General features: G+C 44.1%; 18 protein-coding genes. 8 read left to right on the top strand and 10 right to left on the bottom strand.

The window, feature by feature from the left end; translation table 11 throughout:
• Positions 1-516: 516 nt before the first annotated feature.
• Positions 517-1,551, bottom strand: a complete 1,035-nt coding sequence (locus GSQ66_RS10500) for a hypothetical protein (RefSeq protein ID WP_162427428.1) — start codon at positions 1,549-1,551, stop codon at positions 517-519.
• Positions 1,552-1,759: 208 nt separating this feature from the next.
• Between GSQ66_RS10500 and GSQ66_RS10495 the strand changes: the two genes are divergently transcribed.
• From GSQ66_RS10495 to GSQ66_RS19050, 4 genes are all read left to right on the top strand, one after another.
• On the top strand, positions 1,760-2,917 hold the full coding sequence (locus tag GSQ66_RS10495; RefSeq protein WP_162427427.1) for an aminotransferase class I/II-fold pyridoxal phosphate-dependent enzyme: 1,158 nt from the start codon (positions 1,760-1,762) through the stop codon (positions 2,915-2,917).
• 251 nt (positions 2,918-3,168) lie between these two features.
• Positions 3,169-5,145 carry an Ig-like domain-containing protein gene (locus GSQ66_RS10490; RefSeq protein WP_162427426.1) on the top strand — a complete coding sequence of 659 codons (1,977 nt, stop codon included), beginning with the start codon at positions 3,169-3,171 and terminating at the stop codon, positions 5,143-5,145.
• A 248-nt stretch (positions 5,146-5,393) separates the two neighbouring features.
• Positions 5,394-7,640 carry a Calx-beta domain-containing protein gene (locus tag GSQ66_RS10485; RefSeq protein WP_162427425.1) on the top strand — a complete coding sequence of 749 codons (2,247 nt, stop codon included), beginning with the start codon at positions 5,394-5,396 and terminating at the stop codon, positions 7,638-7,640.
• 462 nt (positions 7,641-8,102) lie between these two features.
• Positions 8,103-8,225 carry a hypothetical protein gene (locus GSQ66_RS19050; protein ID WP_262887828.1) on the top strand — a complete coding sequence of 41 codons (123 nt, stop codon included), beginning with the start codon at positions 8,103-8,105 and terminating at the stop codon, positions 8,223-8,225.
• A gap of 376 nt (positions 8,226-8,601) precedes the next feature.
• Here the strand turns inward: GSQ66_RS19050 and GSQ66_RS10480 are convergent, their stop codons facing one another.
• On the bottom strand, positions 8,602-10,680 hold the full coding sequence (locus tag GSQ66_RS10480) for a carboxy terminal-processing peptidase (RefSeq protein WP_238395644.1): 2,079 nt from the start codon (positions 10,678-10,680) through the stop codon (positions 8,602-8,604).
• Positions 10,681-10,953: 273 nt separating this feature from the next.
• Between GSQ66_RS10480 and GSQ66_RS10475 the strand changes: the two genes are divergently transcribed.
• Together GSQ66_RS10475 and GSQ66_RS10470 are read left to right on the top strand one after the other, a co-directional pair.
• The gene (locus GSQ66_RS10475; protein ID WP_162427423.1) at positions 10,954-11,400 is read left to right on the top strand and encodes a ferritin-like domain-containing protein; all 447 of its coding nucleotides are present in this window, start codon (positions 10,954-10,956) and stop codon (positions 11,398-11,400) included.
• A 95-nt stretch (positions 11,401-11,495) separates the two neighbouring features.
• Complete coding sequence (locus GSQ66_RS10470) at positions 11,496-12,047, top strand: arylesterase (protein WP_162427422.1); 552 nt, start codon at positions 11,496-11,498, stop codon at positions 12,045-12,047.
• Between the two features lie 20 nt (positions 12,048-12,067).
• On the opposite strand, the gene GSQ66_RS10465 is transcribed toward GSQ66_RS10470, so the two are convergent.
• The 7 genes from GSQ66_RS10465 to GSQ66_RS10435 all read right to left on the bottom strand — a co-directional run bounded on the left by GSQ66_RS10465 (position 12,068) and on the right by GSQ66_RS10435 (position 17,724).
• The gene (locus GSQ66_RS10465; protein WP_162427421.1) at positions 12,068-12,661 is read right to left on the bottom strand and encodes a DUF4142 domain-containing protein; all 594 of its coding nucleotides are present in this window, start codon (positions 12,659-12,661) and stop codon (positions 12,068-12,070) included.
• Between the two features lie 74 nt (positions 12,662-12,735).
• On the bottom strand, positions 12,736-13,140 hold the full coding sequence (locus GSQ66_RS10460) for a response regulator (protein WP_162427420.1): 405 nt from the start codon (positions 13,138-13,140) through the stop codon (positions 12,736-12,738).
• A gap of 243 nt (positions 13,141-13,383) precedes the next feature.
• Complete coding sequence (locus tag GSQ66_RS10455; RefSeq protein ID WP_162429014.1) at positions 13,384-13,917, bottom strand: hypothetical protein; 534 nt, start codon at positions 13,915-13,917, stop codon at positions 13,384-13,386.
• Positions 13,918-14,296: 379 nt separating this feature from the next.
• Positions 14,297-15,013 carry a fasciclin domain-containing protein gene (locus GSQ66_RS10450; protein ID WP_162427419.1) on the bottom strand — a complete coding sequence of 239 codons (717 nt, stop codon included), beginning with the start codon at positions 15,011-15,013 and terminating at the stop codon, positions 14,297-14,299.
• 219 nt (positions 15,014-15,232) lie between these two features.
• The gene (locus tag GSQ66_RS10445; RefSeq protein ID WP_162427418.1) at positions 15,233-15,862 is read right to left on the bottom strand and encodes a fasciclin domain-containing protein; all 630 of its coding nucleotides are present in this window, start codon (positions 15,860-15,862) and stop codon (positions 15,233-15,235) included.
• Between the two features lie 148 nt (positions 15,863-16,010).
• Positions 16,011-17,096: a S1 family peptidase gene (locus tag GSQ66_RS10440; RefSeq protein ID WP_162427417.1), complete on the bottom strand. Its 1,086-nt coding sequence runs from the start codon at positions 17,094-17,096 to the stop codon at positions 16,011-16,013.
• Between the two features lie 55 nt (positions 17,097-17,151).
• A complete protein-coding gene (locus GSQ66_RS10435) occupies positions 17,152-17,724 on the bottom strand; it encodes an RNA polymerase sigma factor (RefSeq protein ID WP_162427416.1) in 573 nt (190 codons plus the stop codon).
• A 99-nt stretch (positions 17,725-17,823) separates the two neighbouring features.
• Here GSQ66_RS10435 and GSQ66_RS10430 point away from each other — a divergent pair, with 99 nt between their 5' ends.
• Positions 17,824-18,069, top strand: a complete 246-nt coding sequence (locus GSQ66_RS10430; RefSeq protein ID WP_202923335.1) for a hypothetical protein — start codon at positions 17,824-17,826, stop codon at positions 18,067-18,069.
• 142 nt (positions 18,070-18,211) lie between these two features.
• Here the strand turns inward: GSQ66_RS10430 and GSQ66_RS10425 are convergent, their stop codons facing one another.
• The gene (locus tag GSQ66_RS10425) at positions 18,212-19,396 is read right to left on the bottom strand and encodes a proline dehydrogenase family protein (RefSeq protein WP_162427415.1); all 1,185 of its coding nucleotides are present in this window, start codon (positions 19,394-19,396) and stop codon (positions 18,212-18,214) included.
• Between the two features lie 167 nt (positions 19,397-19,563).
• Here GSQ66_RS10425 and GSQ66_RS10420 point away from each other — a divergent pair, with 167 nt between their 5' ends.
• A complete protein-coding gene (locus GSQ66_RS10420) occupies positions 19,564-20,655 on the top strand; it encodes a bifunctional 3-deoxy-7-phosphoheptulonate synthase/chorismate mutase type II (protein ID WP_162427414.1) in 1,092 nt (363 codons plus the stop codon).
• Positions 20,656-20,693: the final 38 nt, after the last annotated feature.

The raw sequence follows: 20,693 nt of genomic DNA, 5'->3' as shown, positions 1-20,693 counted from the left end.
TGCTGATTGTTAATTGTTAAATAACTGGATGGCTAACTATAAAACTATAGTTGTCAACTATAGCATTATAGCAAAGTCCCCCTCTCAAGGGGACAGGGGGATGACAATCGCTACCTATAAAACTATTTCGTCAACTATAGCTGTGACCGAAAAGCTCCCCGCCTTAGACTACCGAGAAGCGATTTCGAAGGTAGCGAGCGTAGCTCTGAGGGGTTGGGGGTGGTTAGACTAACAGCAACTATAGAACGATAGTTAACGCTACAGCAATCCTTGTCACTATCGGGCCAGTTGAGTCGGGAGACTCAACATCATCTTAAGTCACGAGTCTGGAGACTCGCGCCAGCTTAACAAACTATAGAACAATAAGCCTAACTATAGCTAGGGCAGAAGAATCCCCTCCCGTGAGGGGTAGGGGTGGGTTACACCAGCCAACCCGACTTAATCCGTTCAAACAAAAAAAACTCCTGCAGGCATAAACCTGCAGGAGTTTAGGGAATATAAGTAAAATGGAAAAGCTTAAGCTGCTGCTCCCAGTTGGTAATCTTCTTCGCCGGGCAGGAGCAGGGGTTTGATCTGTTCGTTTAAGCGGGCAGCAACAAAAGAGTTTTGCAGGTGTTTTGGTAGTTCCTGTACAAAGTTCTCGTACTGCTGCAATCCCATGGCCTGTGCTACGTAGCATTCGTGTATACCATTCAGATAGCTCACAATCTCCAGCAACGACTCATGGAACAGCTTAAAGTCTATTTCAGCCTGCACAAAGCGCTCAATCTCACGGTGCGAGCTGGAGATACGCAACCTCGCCATCAGATCGAATAAGGTAGTATAACCAATGCGCCAGGTAAGTTGCTGCCAATGCTGCGGACCAAATTTCTGCAATATTTCGCCTGTTTTGCCACTTCGGATAGCGGTATTCGAATTACCTTGTACAAACTGGCGTACGGCTTTGGCTTTCATGCGGCGTGTCGTTCTCAGGAACTGACCAATCTGTGCCTGTGCTTCCAGTTCTTTGCCTGCTATCTGCAGGCCTGGCTTGTAGTGCGCCAGCGGCAGGCGATGCACATTAAAATCGTCGTAATGGCCGGATGCATAAAAGCTGATGGCATGCGGATATGCGTTTTTAACTACCAGTCGGCCCGCCTCGCGCAATATCAGTGCATCGCTGTTGGTATTAACGCCACGCGTGCGCATAAAGGCCTGCAGTCCGGCAAATACGGTATAATACGCCTGCGGGAATGTCCAGTGCAGGGCATTGCGCATATAGGCTTCATCGCCAAGCTCGGCAGTGGCGCGCAAGGCATACTCTGTGCTCCAGCTGTTAAGCAAAAGCCGTTTTATAGCTTCGGTATCTTTTTCAGTAAGCTCCGGTTTAGCTTCTTTAAAAAAAGAAAGCTGATCCAGGCCGTTACCTGCTGTGTTTTTTATGTGGTAATTTATCGCAAAAAAGTAATTCAGAAACACTTGCGCCGGGATGGACTTTTGCCACTCCTGAACGTCGGGTTGCTGCTCTCCGGCATATAAGGCTACCACGTTTTCTTCTTCTTTCTCTTTCATGTATACTCAACATTTCAGAGCCTGTATCAGTTGCAAAAAATACAGCTTTTTGGTATAAAATATTGAATTTAACATACTGTAAATCAGTGTGTTATGCTAAAGTTTGAATTATTTTTTAATGAATGTGTAAATGCCTGAATTTGAGCTTGTAAGCAACTATAAAAACTGCATGATAGTATTAGGGAAGGAGCAAGACGAACTATAAATTATGGAGCTTTCCTATATCCTGAACGAACTTGGCGAAGACCGCGAACTATACTTTAATGCTGTAGCGCCGCCCATTATTCAAACCAGCAATTTTGCCTGCAGAACGGTGGCTGAAATGCGCGAAATGCTGAAGAATGAATCGGATGTTTACTTCTATACGCGGGGCAATAACCCAACTATAACTATACTCGAAAAAAAGATGGCAGCGCTGGAAGGAGCAGAACATGCCATCGCTTTTGGCAGTGGCATTGCGGCAGTCTCGGCGGCAGTACTCTCGCAGGTTAAGGCCGGGGACCATGTGGTTTGTGTTAAAAAGCCTTACTCCTGGACCAATACCCTGATGAAGTCTTTTCTGCCGCGCTTTGGAGTTGAAGTAACTATGGTAGACGGAACGGATGCCAGCAACTATAAAAATGCGCTGAAGCCAAATACAACACTGCTATACCTCGAAAGCCCCAACTCTTTTACCTTTGAGCTACAGGATATTGAAGCTATAGTTGCTATTGCCCGCGCTCATAACTGCACCACTATTATTGATAACAGTTTTGCTACGCCACTTTACCAGAATCCGTTAGCGATGGGGGTAGATTTGGTGGTGCATTCCTGTACAAAATACATAGGCGGGCATTCTGATGTAATGGGCGGCATAATTTGCGGGAAGTATGAAACTATAAATAAAATATTTGTGCAGGAATACATGACGCTGGGGGCGATACTCGATCCGCATGCGGCCTGGCTGCTGATACGTGGCCTGCGTACCCTGCCGGTACGAATGGAGCGAATAGCTGCCTCTACCCGTAAAGTAGTAGATTTCCTGAGCCAACATCCTAAGGTGGAGAAGATACTTTCGCCATTCGTGGAGAATAACCCGCAATACGAGCTTGCTCAAAAGCAGATGCGCAGCAACACAGGGCAATTTACTATAACGCTCAAAACTGACGACATTGCCAAAATAGATATGTTCTGCGACGGTCTGAAACACTTTTTAATGGCAGCTTCCTGGGGTGGTCACGAGTCATTAATTTACCCGGTTGCTGCATCTTATAACACTGGCAACTATAAGTCGAGCCTGCCTTTTAACATGATCCGTTTTTTTATTGGCCTAGAAGACCCGGATTACCTCATCAAAGACCTGGATCAGGCGCTTCAGAAAGTATAAGTAAAGGTGAAACTATAGGAGTTTACGCACAACCTGATATTGTAATTTTTTAATTATTCGTGTACTTTATTAATGAATTTGAATATTCATATAATAATGTTACATATCCATAACATATAGTAACTGCTTAATTATTAGATTTGTGTTATGCGGCAGCTCCACACAGATCTAAGCTCTTGTAAAGGCTCTTTAAATGGGTGTCGGCTGCGTGTTCCTCAACAAGTAATCAATCAACCTATACAACCTTTATTATGAGTAAACATTTACAAAAGCTATTCGCTCTTGTGCTGGTTTGCTGTGCCTTATTAGGCAGCAGTACGGCGTGGGGGCAGGTAACTATCTCAGATGGGAGTAAGTACGCCCAAGACTTTAATAGTTTAGCAGCTTCAGGTACATCAAATACCTGGAGCAACAACACAACTTTACCTGGTTGGTATTCTACACGTACTGTATACCAAGCTAATAATGGAGGTTCAAATGCCGGTGCACTTTATAGTTTCGGTACTGCTGCTGATGACAGAGCGCTAGGGGCTGTGCAGTCTAACACTACAGGTGCAATTGCTTATGGCATACAGTTTCAAAACACTTCAGGTAAAAAGATTGCTTCCTTAAAAGTTAGATATACAGGCGAGCAGTGGAGAAATGGTGGAAATGCTTCTGCTCAAAGCATTGAGTTCAGTTATGAAGTTACTGCAACAGCAGCAACCGAGGTTACGAACTTAATAGGTTCGTTTATACGTGTTTCCGAACTTGACTTTACGAGTCCGATTACAGGAACAACAGCTATTGCTCTAAACGGTAATGCTGCTGAGAACAGAAAGGTAATTGAACATACTTTTGATGTAGTAGTTGAGGAAGGGGAGTTCATCTCGATAAAATGGATCGATGCCAACGATGCAGGAAATGATCATGGACTCTCTATTGATGATTTTGAACTAACTCCAGTATTTGCAGCACCAGATGTAACTGCCCCAGCAGTTGCTTCCTTTAATCCTGCAAACGGAGCAACAGACGTACCTACTACTTCTAATCTTGTTATCACCTTTGATGAGAACGTGAAAAAAGGAACAGGTTCTATTGAACTGCGCGAAGCTGGTAGCAGTACTTTGCGTGCATCTATTGATGTAACTTCCGAAAACGTTATAGTAGATGGTAAAACAGTAACTGTTATCACAAGTTTAGCAGCTGGTAAAAACTACTATGTTGAGATCCCAGCCACTGCCTTTGCTGATGCGTCTGGTAACGCTTTTGAAGGTATATCAAATGCAACTACATGGGCATTTACAACTTCAGCAGTAGTTACACCAGTACTTAGTGCATCTCTACAGAATTTGTATTTTGGTTATGTACAGCCTAACCAAAATAAGACCTTGTCATTTATAGTTGGGGGTTCGGATGTGACAGAAGATATAACTGTTTCAGTTACAGATGGCTATACACTATCAATTGAGGAAAACGGTACGTATGAAGCAAGCATTACTCTTGCTGCCGCAGAAGCCTCTGCCGGCAAAACTGTATTTGTAAAGTATAGCCCAACTACAACTGCTCAGTCAGCGGGTGTTATTACCATTTCCTCTGTTGGAGCTACTGATGTACAGGTTAAAGTTTTAGGTACTGCCCTTAACGGCTATGCTCAAAATTTCGATGATTGCAGCTTCGGGAATAGCTTAGTTGGCGGTTGGAAGAGTTACAGCACAATCGGTGACCAGGTTTGGGAATGCTCTTCTTTCGGTAACAACGGTACCAACGGTGTACAAATCAATGGCTTTAGCTCTGGAGCTAAAGAGAATCAGGATTACCTTATCTCCCCAAGTCTGGATTTATCAAACTTGGTAGTGCCAATTGCGAGCTTCTGGACAAAATCAGATTTTTCCGGCCCTGCGCTGAGCGTAATGATTTCAACAAACTACGATGGCGTTAGTGACCCTACAACTGCTACTTGGACGATTCTGAATGCAGACCTACCTGCCGTTAATTCAGGAATTTGGAAGCAGTCAACAGTGGATCTTAGTGCTTATAAACAATCAAATGTACACATTGCATTTGTTTACACTTCATCTACTGCAGCAGGTGCATCTCGCTGGTCAATCGATGATTTCTCATTAAACACTGAAAGCTACTATTTAACTACAAGCAATTTAGCTCATAACTTTGGTATTGTCGCTCCACAAGGGCCTCTGTATCTCAGAGCTTTACCTTCAGTATACTTGGGCTGCAGCAAGACTTAACATTATCAGTACCATCTGATTTCAAAATATCTAGAGATGGAAACGATTTTGCTCAAAGCATAACATATACCAAAGAGGAAGCGGCTGGCAACAATACGTTCTATGTACAGTTTACTCCGGGTAGTGATGCATTCAATCTGTCTGGTGGCGTACAATTCACAAGTGGTTCACAACTGGATGTAACCAAAGGTTCATTTACAGGATCCTCGAAAACCAAAGAGCACTCTCTTGACATAGTAACCTGGAACATGGAATGGTTTGGTGCTGACAAAGATGAGAAAGGCGCTGAACTTGGTCCTGCTGATGAGGCACTGCAGTATGCCAATGCTAAAAAAGTTTTCACAGACCTGAACGCTGATATCCTTGCTCTGCAGGAAGTATCTAATGACACTGAGATTCAGCGTCTGGCAGGTGAGTTAGGTTATAACTATGTTGTGTCGGATGCTTACTCTTACTCATGGGATGCAACCAGAAACCTGGTACCACAAAAACTATATTTCCTGTACAAGCCTGAAGTTGCTAAGGTTAAAAACCAGAAAGTGCTGCTTAAGAAGTTTTACGAGGATGTAAGAAACGGACAATATGCTGATGCATTTGTGAGCTATCCGGAGGGTGGCGCTAAATTCTGGGCAAGTGGCCGTCTGCCGTTCATGGTTGAGTTCGAGACAACTATAAATAACGTAAAGCAGAGCATCAGCCTGGTTAACCTGCATACAAGAGCAAACAGCGGAACAGACGTAAGCAAGCATACACAGCGTAAGTTTGATGTAGAGATGCTGAAGGACTCACTGGATGCACATTATGCTGGTAAAAACATCATGATCCTGGGTGACTATAATGATGATGTGGATGTATCTGTAGTTAATAACCTGCCATCTACATTCGAAGCTTATGTAAAAGATGCCAACTATAAAGCCCTGACACTGGAGCTAAGCAAAACAGGCGCCTACACGTATGAGTCAGGTTCTTTCAAGAGCTTCCTGGATCATATCACTGTATCGTCTACACTAGCAGATGATTATATCGACGGTTCCATCACAATCGAGAACCAGTTCCTGAGCAGCATCACTGGTTTCAGAAGCACAACTTCTGACCACATGCCGGTTTCAGCACGTTTCGATATGTCGGCTACGCCAATGGTTACGTTTGCAGAAGCTACTGCTACAAAAGCCGAGGGTTCTGAGAAATACAATGTGAACTTAACGCTTTCAGCTGCACAGGCTACAGAGCAAACAGTAACTATAAGTGTTGCAAATGGTGCAACTGCCTCTTCAGCAGACTATACTATAACTGGTGCTACAAATGGTGTAGTTACAGTAACTGTTCCTGCCAATGCTACTACAGCAGCCTTTGAGTTAGAGATCACGGATGATAACCTGGTTGAAACAACTGAGCAGGTAACTTTCCAGATTACTGACAAGAGCGCAAACCTAACTATAGGTGGAGCAAATACTTACGCAGTAACCATTACTGACAACGATAAATCTGTAGTTACTTTCGCTGCCACTACCAAAGAGGTGAGTGAGAACGCTGGTGTAACAGAGGTTACCCTGAACGTTGATCAGGCACCTATTGCTGATCAGCAAATTACAGTTGCAGTAACAAACGGAACAGGTGTTACTTACGGTGCCACAGCTGACTATACGACTGCCCCTGCAATAACAGATGGCAACCTTGTTGTAACACTTCCAGCTGGCGCTACCTCTGTTAAGTTTGATGTTACAGTAAATGATGATTCTGAAGTAGAAGCAAATGAGCAGGTTACCTTTAAGATAACTGATGCGAATGCGAATGTACTTGTTGGTGAAGCTAATGCTTATACGTTAACTATCACTGACAACGACAAATCTACCGTTACTTTTGCCGTTGCGACTAAAGAAGTAAAAGAGGATGCCGGTACTACAGAAGTGACCCTGTCGCTTGATAAAGCGCCGGTAGCAGCACAGCAGGTTACAATTGCAGTTACCAATGGAACTGGTGTAACGTATGGCGCAACAGGTGATTATACTACAGCTCCGGAAGTTACGAACGGTAACCTGGTAGTAACTGTACCAGCTGGTGCTACTTCTGTTAAGTTTAATGTTACAGTGAACGATGATACTGACACGGAAGGTGCTGAGCAGGTTTCTTTCAATATTGCTTCTGTAAGCGATGGCCTGGCGATCGGAACTGCAAATACCTACACATTGACTATCGAAGCTAACGACACGCCAACTGGTATTGCCGATGGTACAAAAGGTCAGTTTAGTGTATATCCAACTATAGTTAACGGTGGTAATGTAAGACTGATGCTGCCAGAGCGTGTAGCCTCAACTGCTAAAGTTACGATGGTTGTTTACTCAACTGAAGGAAGAAAAGTAATGAATGTTACTGGTACTCAGTCTGAAATTCAGACAAAACTGAATAACCAGGTTTCTAACTTGTCTTCTGGCATCTACATGATTCTTATCGAAACTGGAAAAGAATTCTTCCAGACGAAGATGGTGAAAAAATAAGGTTTAAGTACCTTTACTAAAGCGGCCTGTCGGTATTTCCGGCAGGCCGCTTTGTTTTAGAGCATTATTCAGTTTTGACTCAGAGGTTGTAATGCAGTACATCGTTTGGGGTGTTAAGTGTGGCTTTGGCTATAGTTCTATGGTTGCTGTTTTACCCCTTCCAAGCCTTCCCCTTTAAAAGAGGCCCCCTACCCCAGAACAGGGGAAGGAGCTTTCTAGCTGTCGCTATAGTTTTGGATATTGTTTTATAGTTTCGGTTTTAACCCACCCCTACCCCTCCCGAGAGGGGAATTTCTGTTGTAGTTATAGTTAACGTGTAGGTTTTATAGTTGCAGCTTGTTGATCGGACAGGTCCGACCTGTCCCTACGGAAATATAGCCACGATAAAGCGATGCAACTATAGCTGTTCACTTAACTATAGTTTAGCTATCGAAAGATCGCAGTCTTTGGGTTGAGCGCCTTGTGAATGTCTGGTGGCGTAGCCATTGCGACGAAGGAGCAAAAGAGATTCACGCAGCGCGATGCCCGAAGACGGGGCCTCCCGGCCGTGAGGGCACCAAAGCCAACTATAGAACTATAGGTTAATAGAGCTCCCAGGATTAAAGAAGGCTATATAAGAAAAGGCTTGGTTCGGATTCTAGAGTAGCAAACTATAGCACTCAGATTTCTCCTAACGTCGAAATGACAAAAGAGAACTGTAGACACTTAAGATCCCTCTCCTGACGCTCGGGATGATAAAAGAAGGATGATAGAACTATAGTACCTGGATTTCTTCTAAAATGAAAATGGCAGTGCAGTAACTATGGAAAGAATTGGATGCTCCGGATTAAACTCTAAATGCCAGGAGAGAAACTATAGATTATAAATTTTTCAACTTCGTTCGGAATGACAAATAAGATATGAAAACAAAAAGAGCCGGTTAATGCTAACCGGCTCTTTAGATTATAAATTCAGCTTTATATTACTTCAGATCTTTCGTGATGATCTCTACAGCTTCTTCCAGGTAAATATCCTGCTTCAGGCTCTTTAAAAACTCCTTGTTACGGGCAACTTTGGCAGTATCGGTGCCAAGTGCTTTCAGGTCTTCAGGCAGCCTGTTCACTGTAAGCACAGGTACCTGCTTCTGGGCTTCCTCATAGCGTTTAGCTTCGGCTTCAGCACGTTTTTCTTCTTCCATGTATTTGGTAAGTGCCAACGAGCGAACCGTATTGTCTGACTGCTTCTTAAGGCGTGTTGCACTTTCTTCGATCAGTTTAAAGCTCTCATTATGGCTTATGCGCTCCTGGCTGTTACCTTTTACTGTACTCAGGCTTATTTTAGAGTTAGTCCATGGCTTATAGTTTGCCGGCTTAATTTCATCGAACGGAAGCGGATAATCCTGTTCTTTTTCTCCGAACTCCAGGTAAGCATACAAATCTGGCAGAATAACGTCAGGGGTAACACCGCGCAGCTGCGTAGTGCCGCCATTTACACGGTAGAACTTCTGGGTTGTAAGCTTAAGGGCACCAAACGGTTTATAAGCATCAAACTGGGCTGGTAATGCCTGGTCCAGTTCAAAAAACTGCTGCACAGTACCTTTGCCATAGGTTGGACTGCCTACAATTACGGCACGCTTATAGTCCTGCATGGCAGCTGCCAGAATCTCGGATGCAGATGCGCTGTTGGCATTCACCAATATAACCAGCGGCCCGGCATACTGCACCTGCGGGTCACGGTCATCCAGAACTATAGATTTGCCACGCGCATCTTTAACCTGAACAATTGGCCCCTGCGGAATAAACAGACCTGCCATTTCTACAGCATCGCTAAGCGAACCACCACCGTTGTTACGCAAGTCGAGCACAAGGCCCTGCATACCGGCAGCTTTCAGTTTTTCAACCTCACGTTTAACATCTTCGCCGCTGTTTGGGCCGCCTTTATTCTCAAAGTCAGCATAAAAGCCAGGTAGCTTAATATAGCCTATCTTGTCTTTGCCATCAATCATTGCTGACTGGGCATATGTTTCTTCAAACACGATCACATCGCGTATGATCGGGATGACTTTGGTAGAGCCATTTGGTTTTTTTACGGTAAGGCGCACCTCCGTACCTTTTTTACCGCGAATCAGCTGGATAGCATCGTCAAGGCGCATGCCTTCTACAATTACCGGTTCTTTATCGCCTTGCGCTACTTTTTGTATAGCATCGCCAGGCTTCAGATCACCCTGTATATAAGATGGGCTTCCAGGTACAATTTCATGCACTTTTATCTGACCGTCTTTCTCCTGCAGCGAAGCACCAATACCCTCTAATCGGCCGGTAAATTCGATATCGAAATCAGATTTGGCTTTAGGAGGGAAGTAACCGGTATGTGGGTCATAAACATTGGCGATAGCGTTGATGTACGTTGCGCGGCGATCATCCAGGGTTACGCGGTTAAGGCGCGTGTACAGGTCATTATACAGATCCAGGATCTTTTTGCGGGCTTCTGCTTCCATCTGCTCCACCGTTCTGGCTTCTTTTTTCTCGCCTTTCTCCGTAGCTTTTTCCTGTTCTTTCTGCATGTCGGCAAGGCGTACCAGTGTCTGGTATTTCAGTTGCTTGCGCCATGCTTCTTTCAGTTCGTTCTTGTCTTTCGCAAAAGCCAGCTTCTCACCGTCAAGTTCTATCGTTTCGTCTTTCGTGAAATCAAAAGGTTTGGCAAGTATCTCTTTATAGTAGGCCTGCGATTCTTTTACGCGCTGATCAATAAGGCTGGCAGACAGGTCGAAAAATTCGTAACTGCCCTGGCGTAATTGGTCGTCGATAGCGGTTTCGTATTTGCGCAGCTTGGCTACATCAGAGCTCAGCAAGAATTTCTTGTTATAGTCAAGGCGCTCCAGGTATAGTTTAAATGCTTTTTTAGAAAAGTTATCATCTACCTTTTCGGGTTGGAAGTGGCCGGTGTTCAGGCCCTGCATCAGTACTTTCAGCAATATCTCATCTTTACCCTCTGGTGTTGCGTTAGAGCGGTAAAAAATAAATGATGCCGTCAGCAGTATAACTGCAAATACCGATAACATTATTTTTAGTCTGGTTGTCAAGGATAGCATTTAGTTTAGTTAGTTGTACTTCAAAATCTATACAAAAGTAGTGCCGCAACTTATCGTGTCAGGTTGGAGCCTACGGAATGTAATGTACTATAAAAAGTTATCTTTTCACAAATGAGTTCCTGCCTGTACGTAAACTTGGTGTAGTTTATCAGGTAACATACGTAGCTCGCAGATGTTTCTTATAACTGTATCATCTTTTTTTTCGTTTTGAAGGAAATAATCAATATGAAAGCTATGAAAAACATGAATGAAAGAACCTCGGAAGTTATAAATGAGCTTGCTCAGTTTGTAAACGATAGAATTGAAGGATACAAAACTGCAGCAAAAGAGACCCGGGACCCAGCGCACAAGGCGTATTATAATGAGCTTGTTGGCCAGAGTCAGCAGTTCTCGAACGAGCTTAACAGCACACTCAGTCGTGTAGGCGGCGATACCCAGCACGATACAACTATAAAAGGTAAGCTTTACAGAGGCTGGATGGACGTGAAATCGGGTATTACAGGTAAAGACGAAAAAGCGATAATCGAGTCGAATCTATATGGTGAAGAATGGGCACAAAAGGCCTATAACGACGCGCTTGAACATAAAGCGGAATTGCCGCAGGAAGTGGTGCAGATGGTAGAAAAACAAAAGCAGGCAAGCTTAACTACCTGCGAACACCTGAAGCAGATGAAAACCAAAGTAGACTAATTTAAAAGCTACACTTTAAACAACAAAGGGTTGCCGGTTTGGTAACCCTTTGTTGTTTATAAAGCAAGACACTATAACTATAGCAAAGATGACGCATGAAGAATATTCTGTTTTTTGGAGATAGTTTAACTGCCGGTTATGGCTTGCCGGCCTTGCAGGCCTATCCAACCCTGATAAAAGAGAAACTGAAAGAAGCGAACTATACTGATTACAACGTTATTAATGCCGGGCTGAGTGGCGATACAACAGCCAGCGGCGTGCACCGGCTGGACAGATGGCTGAACCAGGATGTTGCAATTTTTGTACTGGCACTAGGGGCAAACGACGGGTTGCGTGGCATACCTACCCGCGAGACAACTATAAACCTGCAGGAAATGCTGGATAAAGCCAGGCGCACCTGGCCCGATGTAAAGATCATACTATCAGGAATGGAGATACCGGACATTGTGCCGGGGCGTTACGCGGCTGAGTTCAGGGCTTTATTCCGGGAGCTGGCTATTAAAAATAATGTGTTTTTCGTACCTTTTTTACTGGAAGGAGTGGCCGGTATGCGGCATTTAAACCTGCCGGACGGCGTACACCCTAATGCGGAAGGGCAGAAGCTGCTGGCAAAACATACCTGGGCCGTTCTGAAAGATCTCCTTTAAAAATGCCTGAAACTATAGTTCTAGGTTCGGTTCTTTAATGCCAGTTGTAGCTTAAGTGCTTCCTCGTACTGTGCTCTGAGTTCTTTTTCAGAAGTACGGGCCCACACCCCGAAAGCGGTAGCATCGGCTGGTGTAACGTCCTTCAGCACATCTTCATATTCCTTTATGGTTTCTTTCTGTGCATCGGTTACTTTTTCCCAGTAGGCTTTGTCAAAATCAACTTTCTGTTTCTCGTTTAAGTCAGTGAGGTACTTTTGCTGATCATCCTGCAGGGTAGTATCCAGGGTTACATTGTAAGTTTGCGCCAGTTCCTGTAATTCTGTCTGCTTGGTGGCAGTTAGTTGCTGCATTTGCCGGGCATATTGTTTTACAACATCAGTCGTTGCTTTCTGGGCAGCGAGTTTACTTATTTCCTGTTGCAGTTTGGTATGCCTGGCTATAGTTTGCAGCAGCTCCTTTTTATTATCGGTTAAGGTAGAGTCTGAAGTTGTAGTTTCTGTTTTGTCATCAGAGGCTGTTTCTGCAATTTCTGTTTCTTCTGTTTTTTTGTCAGGAGTGCAGGATACTAGAGTAGTAACGGCCATTAAAAAGGCGGCTGTAAAAATGCGTTTCATAGTTTATGCGTTTGGGTAAAATACAGTACTTACCTAAGTGCATACGAAACTATAGCAAATTGTTTACCAGGGTATTATATCTGCTGCGCCAGTATGTTCTGAAGCGATGCCATGGAAAGTGGTTTCTCGATAAAACCAATCACAGAGCTGAAATGCTTTACACGTTCTTTATGCGACGGGTCGTTTGAGGTGCTGAACATGGAAATGGCTGTGTTGTACTGGTTGTTGTAACCCAGCATGTGGTAACGCTCCAGAAAATCGAACCCATCTAGCTCAGGCATGTTAATATCCAGCAGTATCAGATCCGGGAAAGTAGCGTCCGGGTTACCGTTCATGCTACGTAATAACTCCAGCGCCTCTATTGTGCTTTGGCATACCGAAACCATGTTGCAAACATTAGCATCTTCCAGAATGATCTGTGAGAACAGGTTATTGATCTGATCGTCATCTATTATAAGAATATGCTCAAGTTTATACATAAGTATCAGGGCTGAAAGGAAAAGTTGTAATAAACGGGTATTGCAATATAAAGCAGAAATCTATAACAGCCAAGTTAAGTTTTGTGGTAATCTGATAAAAAGTTTAAGAATTTGAGCCGGTAGTCCTTTTAAAAATAAGGGATAACCAACTTATGTTCTAACTATAAAACTTTGGTTTTAGTATAAAACAAAAACGCCCGACACAGGCCGGGCGTTTTCTATTATTAGTTATATAACTAACTGTTAGTAATATATGTGCTCTCCACGATGCTTCTGGAAATGCTCCTCAAAATAACGGGCATCTTCTGAGCTGTGGGGTTTAAAGCCAAGCACAATATTACCTTCCTTTATACCAGTTTCGTAAACTTTAGCACGTTCTTCAGGTATACCTGCACCAACTAAAGCACCTAAAAGGCCACCGGTTAAACCACCGGCACCGGCACCAGCCAGACCAGCTGCTAACGGACCAGCTACTACCAAACCTAAGCCCGGGATAGCTATTGATGTACCGATGGCAGCAATTGCGCCAACTATAGCACCAAGCGTGCCACCTATGGCAGAACCTGCACCGGCACCTTCCAGAGATTTGTTACCTAATTCTGTGGTATCGTCAGCATCTTCGCCTCTGAAGTGTCTCTTTCTGGCGTCATCAGACATGACCACATTGATATCATCTTTATCATAACCACGTGCGCGTAATTCGTTAAATGCACGCTCTGCACTGTCTCTGTCACGGAACATGGCTGTCATCATGCCCGCGTTGTCTGTTTTGTTCATCATAGCTTTATTAGTTTTTTTATTCAGTTTTATATTGCAGCATCAGGTAAAAGTTCCTTTTTGCTGTGGATTATAATAACGGGCTAAGTCTTTTTTAGTTACGGATTCGACAATGCAGTGGTGTTTTAGAAGTACACGATTGACAAAACATAAAATAAGTTTTTAAGTGAAATAAGCACCTTGCTACAAACAGCTTATGCCACTAAAGAGCTCTGTGTCAGGGGTGTTGTTCCGGCTGCCAACTATGGTTTTTTATGAATTGGAAGGCAGAGTTATAAACTGAGGAGTTATAAACTATAGTAGCCCAAATTGTTAAAACAACAAAAAGCTCTTCGCTTAACCGAAGAGCTTTTTGTTGTTTTATAGCTATAGTGTAGCGTTAGTTGCCATTCATAGAATCATTGGCTGGCATGATCACATTATCCACTACATGAATTACACCGTTTGATGCCTCAACATCCGGAACGATGATGTGAGCGCCCCCAATAGTGACCTGGTTTCCGGTTTGTGTGCTTATTGGTATATACCTGTTATTGTCGAGTGTAATACGCTGTGTTTCTTTAAAGGAAGTGGATACTACCTCGTTTGGAAGTATGTGTACCATCAGTATTTCAGACAGTTTATTTTTGTTCTGTGGCAGCAGCAAGTTCTCCAACTCCTCCTTCGATAGTTTAGAGAATGCCTCGTTTGTAGGAGCAAATAAGGTATAAGATCCATCTGCCTGAAGATCATCGGCCAGACCGGCTGTTTCCATTAACTGCGCAAAGGTTGACAGGTTAGGACTTTGTTTTGCCAGATCCATTAAATTCTGCGATTCAGTATCTGCTATATTTTTGAACATGTCGCCAATCTCTTCGGTATTTTCGAGAGAAAGTGCTGCAATTGGAATAGTAGCGATTGGCGTTACAGCTACTACCTCTTCAGTAACCACAACCGCATCCGCATCCTCTGTATCTCCTGCCATCGTTTGCGTCTCGCTCATGGTTACGTCACTGGCAGTTGTGTCATTCATTTTGTCATTAGAGCTGGCACAGCCATAAAATACTGTAGATGCGAGCATTACGGCTGCAAAAGATGTTGCTTTTGTCATTTTCATAGTTTGTCATTAATTCAATTAAACATTCATTTTCTACCGGGCTTTATAGCCGGTGGGTTACTAATCATCTGCCTGAATAGCAAATAAGTTATTAGTACGTTCAAGGGTGGTCGTAGCCGTCAGGCTTAGGTGCAGTGCTGCTGTAGAAAAAGGAGATCAGCTTGTATTGATAATTAAACCGGTGCTTATTGTATAGTTTACGCCCCGGTATTCACGGGTTTAGCCGCCGATTTCGCGGGCTGTAATTACATCATCAACAATATGTACTACTCCATTCGAAACTTCAACATTAGGTTTTACAATTTTGGCGCCGCCTATAGTTACAGTTTTGTCAGGGCTTACCTGCACGTTAATTACCTTGTTGTCGGCTGTTTTTATACGCTGAGCGTCTCTGAACTCCGTAACGTAAACTTTATTCGGGAGAATATGGGCCTGTAATACTTTTATCAGCTTAACCTTATTCTCAGGTGCAAGAAGCTCGTCCAGTTCATTTTTGCTCAGGTGTTGGAAGGCGGCATTTGTAGGAATAAAAACTGTGAACGGTCCTTTTGATTTCAGAACATCGGTTATCTCAGCCTTTTCGGTCAGGGTTACAAAAGTGGTCAGGTTCTGGTTTGAGTTTGCAAGCGCCATTATGTCAAACTGCCTGGTGTTGCCCAGCTCTTCAAACATTTCGTTATAGTTGATTTCGGCGCTACGCCCGGCTTCTGCAGCATCGCCTTCCATGGTCTGGGTTTTGCTTATAGTTGTACCCGTGGTCTCATCTACCTTATCAGAACTGGCACAGCCCAACAGCAGCACCGATGTAACTATAACAGCCGAAACCTGACTTAACATCTTGTTTTTCATAGCCTCACATATTTTGAATCCCGATTCCTGATGTTTACAGTACTTCTTTAACTGTAGTTTGAGTAAAATGTTAGGAATTGAAAAGTGAAGAGCCCATACAAAATGCATTGTATGGGCTCTTCACTAAGTAATATTGCTGGTTCGCCTGTTAATTATACACCTTAACCACGAATACAAAATCTTTTAACTTTTTGAGTTGCTGCGGGCGGGTGTTGCCGGTCAGCGTATTTGCCTTTGGCAACGAAACCGGAGAAAGGGTGGTCGCTAAAGGCAGTTCACTTATCAGTTGTAACAGGTACGCCGACTTAATGGCAAATGCTGCACCTTCCTGGCCTGCCTGCTTGCCGCTGATTACCCCGATCAGGTTGCCTTTATCATCTAAAAGCGGGCCGCCGCTGTTGCCCGGGTTAAGTGGAATAGATATCTGGTAAGCGGTAGTATCGCCCTGGAAACCCGAAGTAGAGCTTAACGACCCCTCGCCGAAAACGATATCCTCGCGTGGGTAACCCAAGGTGTAAACCATCTCACCAAGGTCTGATTCTGTTGTTTTAAAGGTATAAGGTAGTTTGCTGAAGCCTGCAAATCCGGCATCTTCTACTTTAAGTATAGAAAGGTCATGCACCTGATCGCGGTAGACTTCGCTTACTTTGTATTTTGCCCCGGATGTATTCTCGATCATGATAGAATCGGCGCCTTCCACAACGTGAGAGCTGGTTACTAAGTAGCCGTTAGCGCTGAGGGCAAAACCGGTACCGCTAACACTTGCCGGGCGGGGAGCAGGTTTGGTGGTATTGTTGATGTCTTTTATGATAGCTGTCTGCGCTTTTTTCAGTTTATCTACCTCCCGGCGAAGCTCAACATAATGGGCTGTTTGCTGTTTTACCGGTTCTTTCATTTGCTGCACACTCCACAACGTTCCAAAAACGGACAATAACGATACACTGGCAGCTACAGCCATCGTTTGCGCGTGGCGTTTCCAGAACAGCTGCCACATTGGCGTTGCAACCCCAGGCGTATTTTCTATTTCCATCTTGTTATGGATGGCGTTTAATTTGCTGCGGAGTTCCTGGCGCTGGCCGTACTGCTGCATGGTATTGAGCAGGGTGCGATGCTCTTTCAATCGCTCAGCTAACCTTAAGTCAGTTTGCAGTAACGCCTCAAAGGCTGCTTTTTCATCAGCAACCATTTTACCGGCCAGGTACCGCTCCATTTGTTCGTACATCAGGTATTCCATCTCTGCGCTATACTTATGCCTTCACAGGCGTATTAATTTCAATCTTAAGCCAGAACTATACTTCGGCCTGGTAAGCGGTAAAGAATAGTTTCTTCAGGCGCTGCAGGCATTTATATTTCTGGTTTTTGGCGGTGTCTGTGTTGGTATATCCAAATCGGTCGGTTATGTCCTGCATGTTCTGCATCCGGATGTAGTAATCTTCCAGCAGTGTTTTGCAGGGCTCGCCCAGTTGGTTCATGGCATCTTCCATCACCCCGAATCTTCGTTCATTTTCTTCCTGCTGTGGTACATCGTCCTCCAGCATCAGGTAATTCTCAGCATCATCCATCCTGGAAGCGAACCGGCCTTTTTCTGCAAGCTTTTTTAACCAGAGCCTGCGGCATACCGAGTAGAGGTACGTCTTTATCTGGCAGGTAAGCTCGAGGCTATCAGACTTCACCTTTTCATAGAAAACAATTACGCCTTCCTGGTAAATATCTTTGGCTTCGTCGTCGGTTCCGCTGTTGCTAAGTATAAAATGAGATATCATCGGGAAGTGGAGTTTGTACAGGTGGGCCAGTGCCCGATCGTCTCCGAACCGGATCCCTTCTATGATCGCCTCATCCGTTTCATACAAACCTTTCTTCATTCCGCTCTGATTTTAATACTGTTTTGTTGTTAATGTAACCCAGTAAAAAATATTTTTAATTTTTTTCTCTGTAGTGGGTTACCTCTGTGCTTTTCTGGTATGAACTTCAAAATCGAAACCAAAACACTTAATTACAAACACAAAATGAAAAATTTATTCAAATTCGCCGTTGTAGCTTTCGCTCTTGTATCTTTCACAGCTTGCAACACTGAGCCAGCTACTACTGAAACTGAAGACACTACAATCGAAGAAACTACTGTTGAAGAAACTACTGTAGATACAACTGGTACTACTGTAGATACTACTACAACAACAACTACTACTGACTCTACTGTAGTTCAGTAATTTAATTCAGAACTTTAGGATAACACTTATAGTTCTAAAAACACATAAGAAGTCCTCTGTACATTGGTGCAGAGGACTTCTTATTTTTAAAGCAACTATAAAAAGTGCCCGTTAACTGTAGCAGGCATTTTTTATAGTTTTTTTATTTAGTGGCTTTACGACGATGCATTTCTTTACTGATGAGTGTAAACTCGCGGCTGCTCTGTCCGGCAATAGCGGTGTTTTCGTTGGCGCGGCGCAGCAGGTAAGGCATTACTTCTCTTACAGGGCCATACGGCACATACTTGGCTACATTGTAACCGGCATTGGCCAGGTTATACGACAGGTTATCGCTCATACCAAATAGCTGGGCAAAGTATACACGCTCGTCGTTGCGGGCAATGTTGTGTTTGTCCATCAGCTCCATCAACAGGTAACAGCTTGCCTCGTTATGCGTGCCGTTACAGAAAGCAATACGATCGATGTTCTCCACACAAAACTGCAGCGCTTTGTTAAACAGATCATCGGTAGCCTGCTTACTTGGGTTTATCGGATTTGCGTAGCCTATTTCGGCGGCACGTTTGGCCTCTTTTTCCATGTAGGCACCACGCACCAGTTTGCAGCCCAGGTAATAGTTTTTAGCCACGGCATTCTCATAATCGCGTTTCAGCACAGCAAGGCGGTCGTGGCGGTATAGTTGATAGGTGTTGTAAACAATGGCTTTCTCTTTGTTATAGAGCTCCATCATTTCATAGGTCAGGTTATCGATAGGTTCCTGAATCCAGCTTTCTTCAGCATCTACAAAAACGCGTACATCGGCTTCGTAGCATCTTTTGCAGATGGTATTTACACGCTCACGGCCACGTTCAAAAGCAGTTTTTTCAGCTGCTGTTAAGGTAATTCCGGCCTGCACTTTCTCCAGCAGCTTTATATTGATCAGGCCAGTGATTTTAAACACCGAAAAAGGGATTGCCTTGTTGCCACGGGCTTTCTCTACGGTTCGTAAAAGCTCATTCATCGTAGCATCAAAGCTCTTTTCGTTGCCTTCGCCTTCTACCGAGTAGTCCAGTATTGTTCCGATATTATAAGTGCTCAGTTCCTTGATGGCTCGCTCTGATTCTTCAATGGTTTCGCCGCCGCAAAAATGGCTGAACACCGTTGGCTTAATAATGAATTTAACCGGCAGGTGCAGGTTAATGGCCGTATTTAAAAGTTTACCGCCAAACTTTACCAGCGTATTATTGTTCATTGTCTTGAAAAGCAGGTACATTTTGTACAGCTCGGTATCAGACTTAGATGAAAATGCAACGGCAGTATTATCGAATGATACGTTTGAAACAGGATTCATAAATTGTATTGTATAGAAGCGCAAAGATAGTGCATCATCTACAGTTATCCATTTGTTTTGTGTAAGATTTATAGTTACAACCTGCACAGCATGGGGCTTTTAAACCTGGGACTAGCTATAGTTTACTTTTCAATTTGCACTACCTTTGCAGCAAGCATATTTCATAAATGGAATTTAAGGGAGAAGATAATTTTTTCAGGCAGATAACTGGTGGCCAAACAAGACCGATCATTATTGCCGGACCATGCAGCGCCGAGAGCGAAGAACAGGTGATGCAGACGGCACTGGCTTTGCGCGAGCAGCAGGTTGATCTGTTCCGGGCCGGCATCTGGAAACCACGTTCGCGGCCAAACTCTTTTGAAGGGATTGGCTTGCAGGGGTTACAGTGGCTGGGTAGGGTAAAGCGGGAACTAGGCATGCGCGTAAGTACCGAAGTGGCCACCGCCCGCCACGTAGAAGAAGCCCTGAAGCAGGAGATTGATGTGCTGTGGATTGGTGCCCGCACAACCGTAAATCCATTTGCCGTGCAGGAAATTGCCGATGCCCTAAAAGGCGCCAACGTACCTGTGATGGTAAAGAACCCTGTTAACCCGGACCTGGCTTTGTGGATCGGAGCATTGGAACGTGTGTATAATGCGGGTATTACCGATGTGGCTGCCATACACCGTGGTTTCTCCAGTTATGAAAGATCAAAATATAGAAATGTGCCGTTCTGGCAGATACCGATTGAGCTTAAGTCGAAGTTCAGAAGTTTGCCACTTATAGTTGACCCTAGCCACATTGCCGGCAACCGGGAGTTACTGTTACCTGTTGCACAAAAAGCGCTGGATTTGGGCTACGATGGCATTATGCTGGAGTCGCACCCGGACCCGGCCAATGCGCTCAGCGACCCGGAACAACAGGTAACGCCTGCCGGTTTGAAGGAGATTTTATCAAAACTACAGGTTCGCAAAACCACTTACGATGACCAGGAACTTATAAACCGTGCCGAGAAACTACGCCTGCAGATTGACGAAGCCGACCAGCAGATTTTAAGAGCACTTACCAGGCGGATGGAATTAGTAGAGCAGATAGGATACTATAAAAAACAAAATAACGTACAGATACTACAGATAAGCCGCTGGAAAGATATATTCAGAAGCCGGCCTGAATGGGCAAAAGAACTGGGCATGAATCCCGACTTCGTAGCCGAACTATACCGCCTGATCCACACGGAATCTATCCGGATACAAACCCGGATTTTAAATAAAGAGGATTAATAGTTCGCGAGTTAAAGAGTTTGGGAGTTTAGGAGTTA

The sequence above is a fragment of the Pontibacter pudoricolor genome (assembly GCF_010092985.1).
In the GTDB taxonomy this organism is placed as follows: domain Bacteria; phylum Bacteroidota; class Bacteroidia; order Cytophagales; family Hymenobacteraceae; genus Pontibacter; species Pontibacter pudoricolor.
This window is presented reverse-complemented; position numbering and strand designations above follow the sequence as displayed.

What these genes read in the sequence shown, in the direction of transcription:
- GSQ66_RS10500 (WP_162427428.1), bottom strand. Translation starts at nt 1,551, where the DNA reads ATGAAAGAGAAAGAAGAAGAAAACGTGGTAGCCTTATATGCCGGAGAG.
- GSQ66_RS10495 (WP_162427427.1), top strand. Translation starts at nt 1,760, where the DNA reads ATGGAGCTTTCCTATATCCTGAACGAACTTGGCGAAGACCGCGAACTA.
- GSQ66_RS10490 (WP_162427426.1), top strand. Translation starts at nt 3,169, where the DNA reads ATGAGTAAACATTTACAAAAGCTATTCGCTCTTGTGCTGGTTTGCTGT.
- GSQ66_RS10485 (WP_162427425.1), top strand. Translation starts at nt 5,394, where the DNA reads ATGGAATGGTTTGGTGCTGACAAAGATGAGAAAGGCGCTGAACTTGGT.
- GSQ66_RS10480 (WP_238395644.1), bottom strand. Translation starts at nt 10,680, where the DNA reads ATGTTATCGGTATTTGCAGTTATACTGCTGACGGCATCATTTATTTTT.
- GSQ66_RS10475 (WP_162427423.1), top strand. Translation starts at nt 10,954, where the DNA reads ATGAATGAAAGAACCTCGGAAGTTATAAATGAGCTTGCTCAGTTTGTA.
- GSQ66_RS10470 (WP_162427422.1), top strand. Translation starts at nt 11,496, where the DNA reads ATGAAGAATATTCTGTTTTTTGGAGATAGTTTAACTGCCGGTTATGGC.
- GSQ66_RS10465 (WP_162427421.1), bottom strand. Translation starts at nt 12,661, where the DNA reads ATGAAACGCATTTTTACAGCCGCCTTTTTAATGGCCGTTACTACTCTA.
- GSQ66_RS10460 (WP_162427420.1), bottom strand. Translation starts at nt 13,140, where the DNA reads ATGTATAAACTTGAGCATATTCTTATAATAGATGACGATCAGATCAAT.
- GSQ66_RS10455 (WP_162429014.1), bottom strand. Translation starts at nt 13,917, where the DNA reads ATGAACAAAACAGACAACGCGGGCATGATGACAGCCATGTTCCGTGAC.
- GSQ66_RS10450 (WP_162427419.1), bottom strand. Translation starts at nt 15,013, where the DNA reads ATGAAAATGACAAAAGCAACATCTTTTGCAGCCGTAATGCTCGCATCT.
- GSQ66_RS10445 (WP_162427418.1), bottom strand. Translation starts at nt 15,862, where the DNA reads ATGAAAAACAAGATGTTAAGTCAGGTTTCGGCTGTTATAGTTACATCG.
- GSQ66_RS10440 (WP_162427417.1), bottom strand. Translation starts at nt 17,096, where the DNA reads ATGGAATACCTGATGTACGAACAAATGGAGCGGTACCTGGCCGGTAAA.
- GSQ66_RS10435 (WP_162427416.1), bottom strand. Translation starts at nt 17,724, where the DNA reads ATGAAGAAAGGTTTGTATGAAACGGATGAGGCGATCATAGAAGGGATC.
- GSQ66_RS10430 (WP_202923335.1), top strand. Translation starts at nt 17,824, where the DNA reads ATGAACTTCAAAATCGAAACCAAAACACTTAATTACAAACACAAAATG.
- GSQ66_RS10425 (WP_162427415.1), bottom strand. Translation starts at nt 19,396, where the DNA reads ATGAATCCTGTTTCAAACGTATCATTCGATAATACTGCCGTTGCATTT.
- GSQ66_RS10420 (WP_162427414.1), top strand. Translation starts at nt 19,564, where the DNA reads ATGGAATTTAAGGGAGAAGATAATTTTTTCAGGCAGATAACTGGTGGC.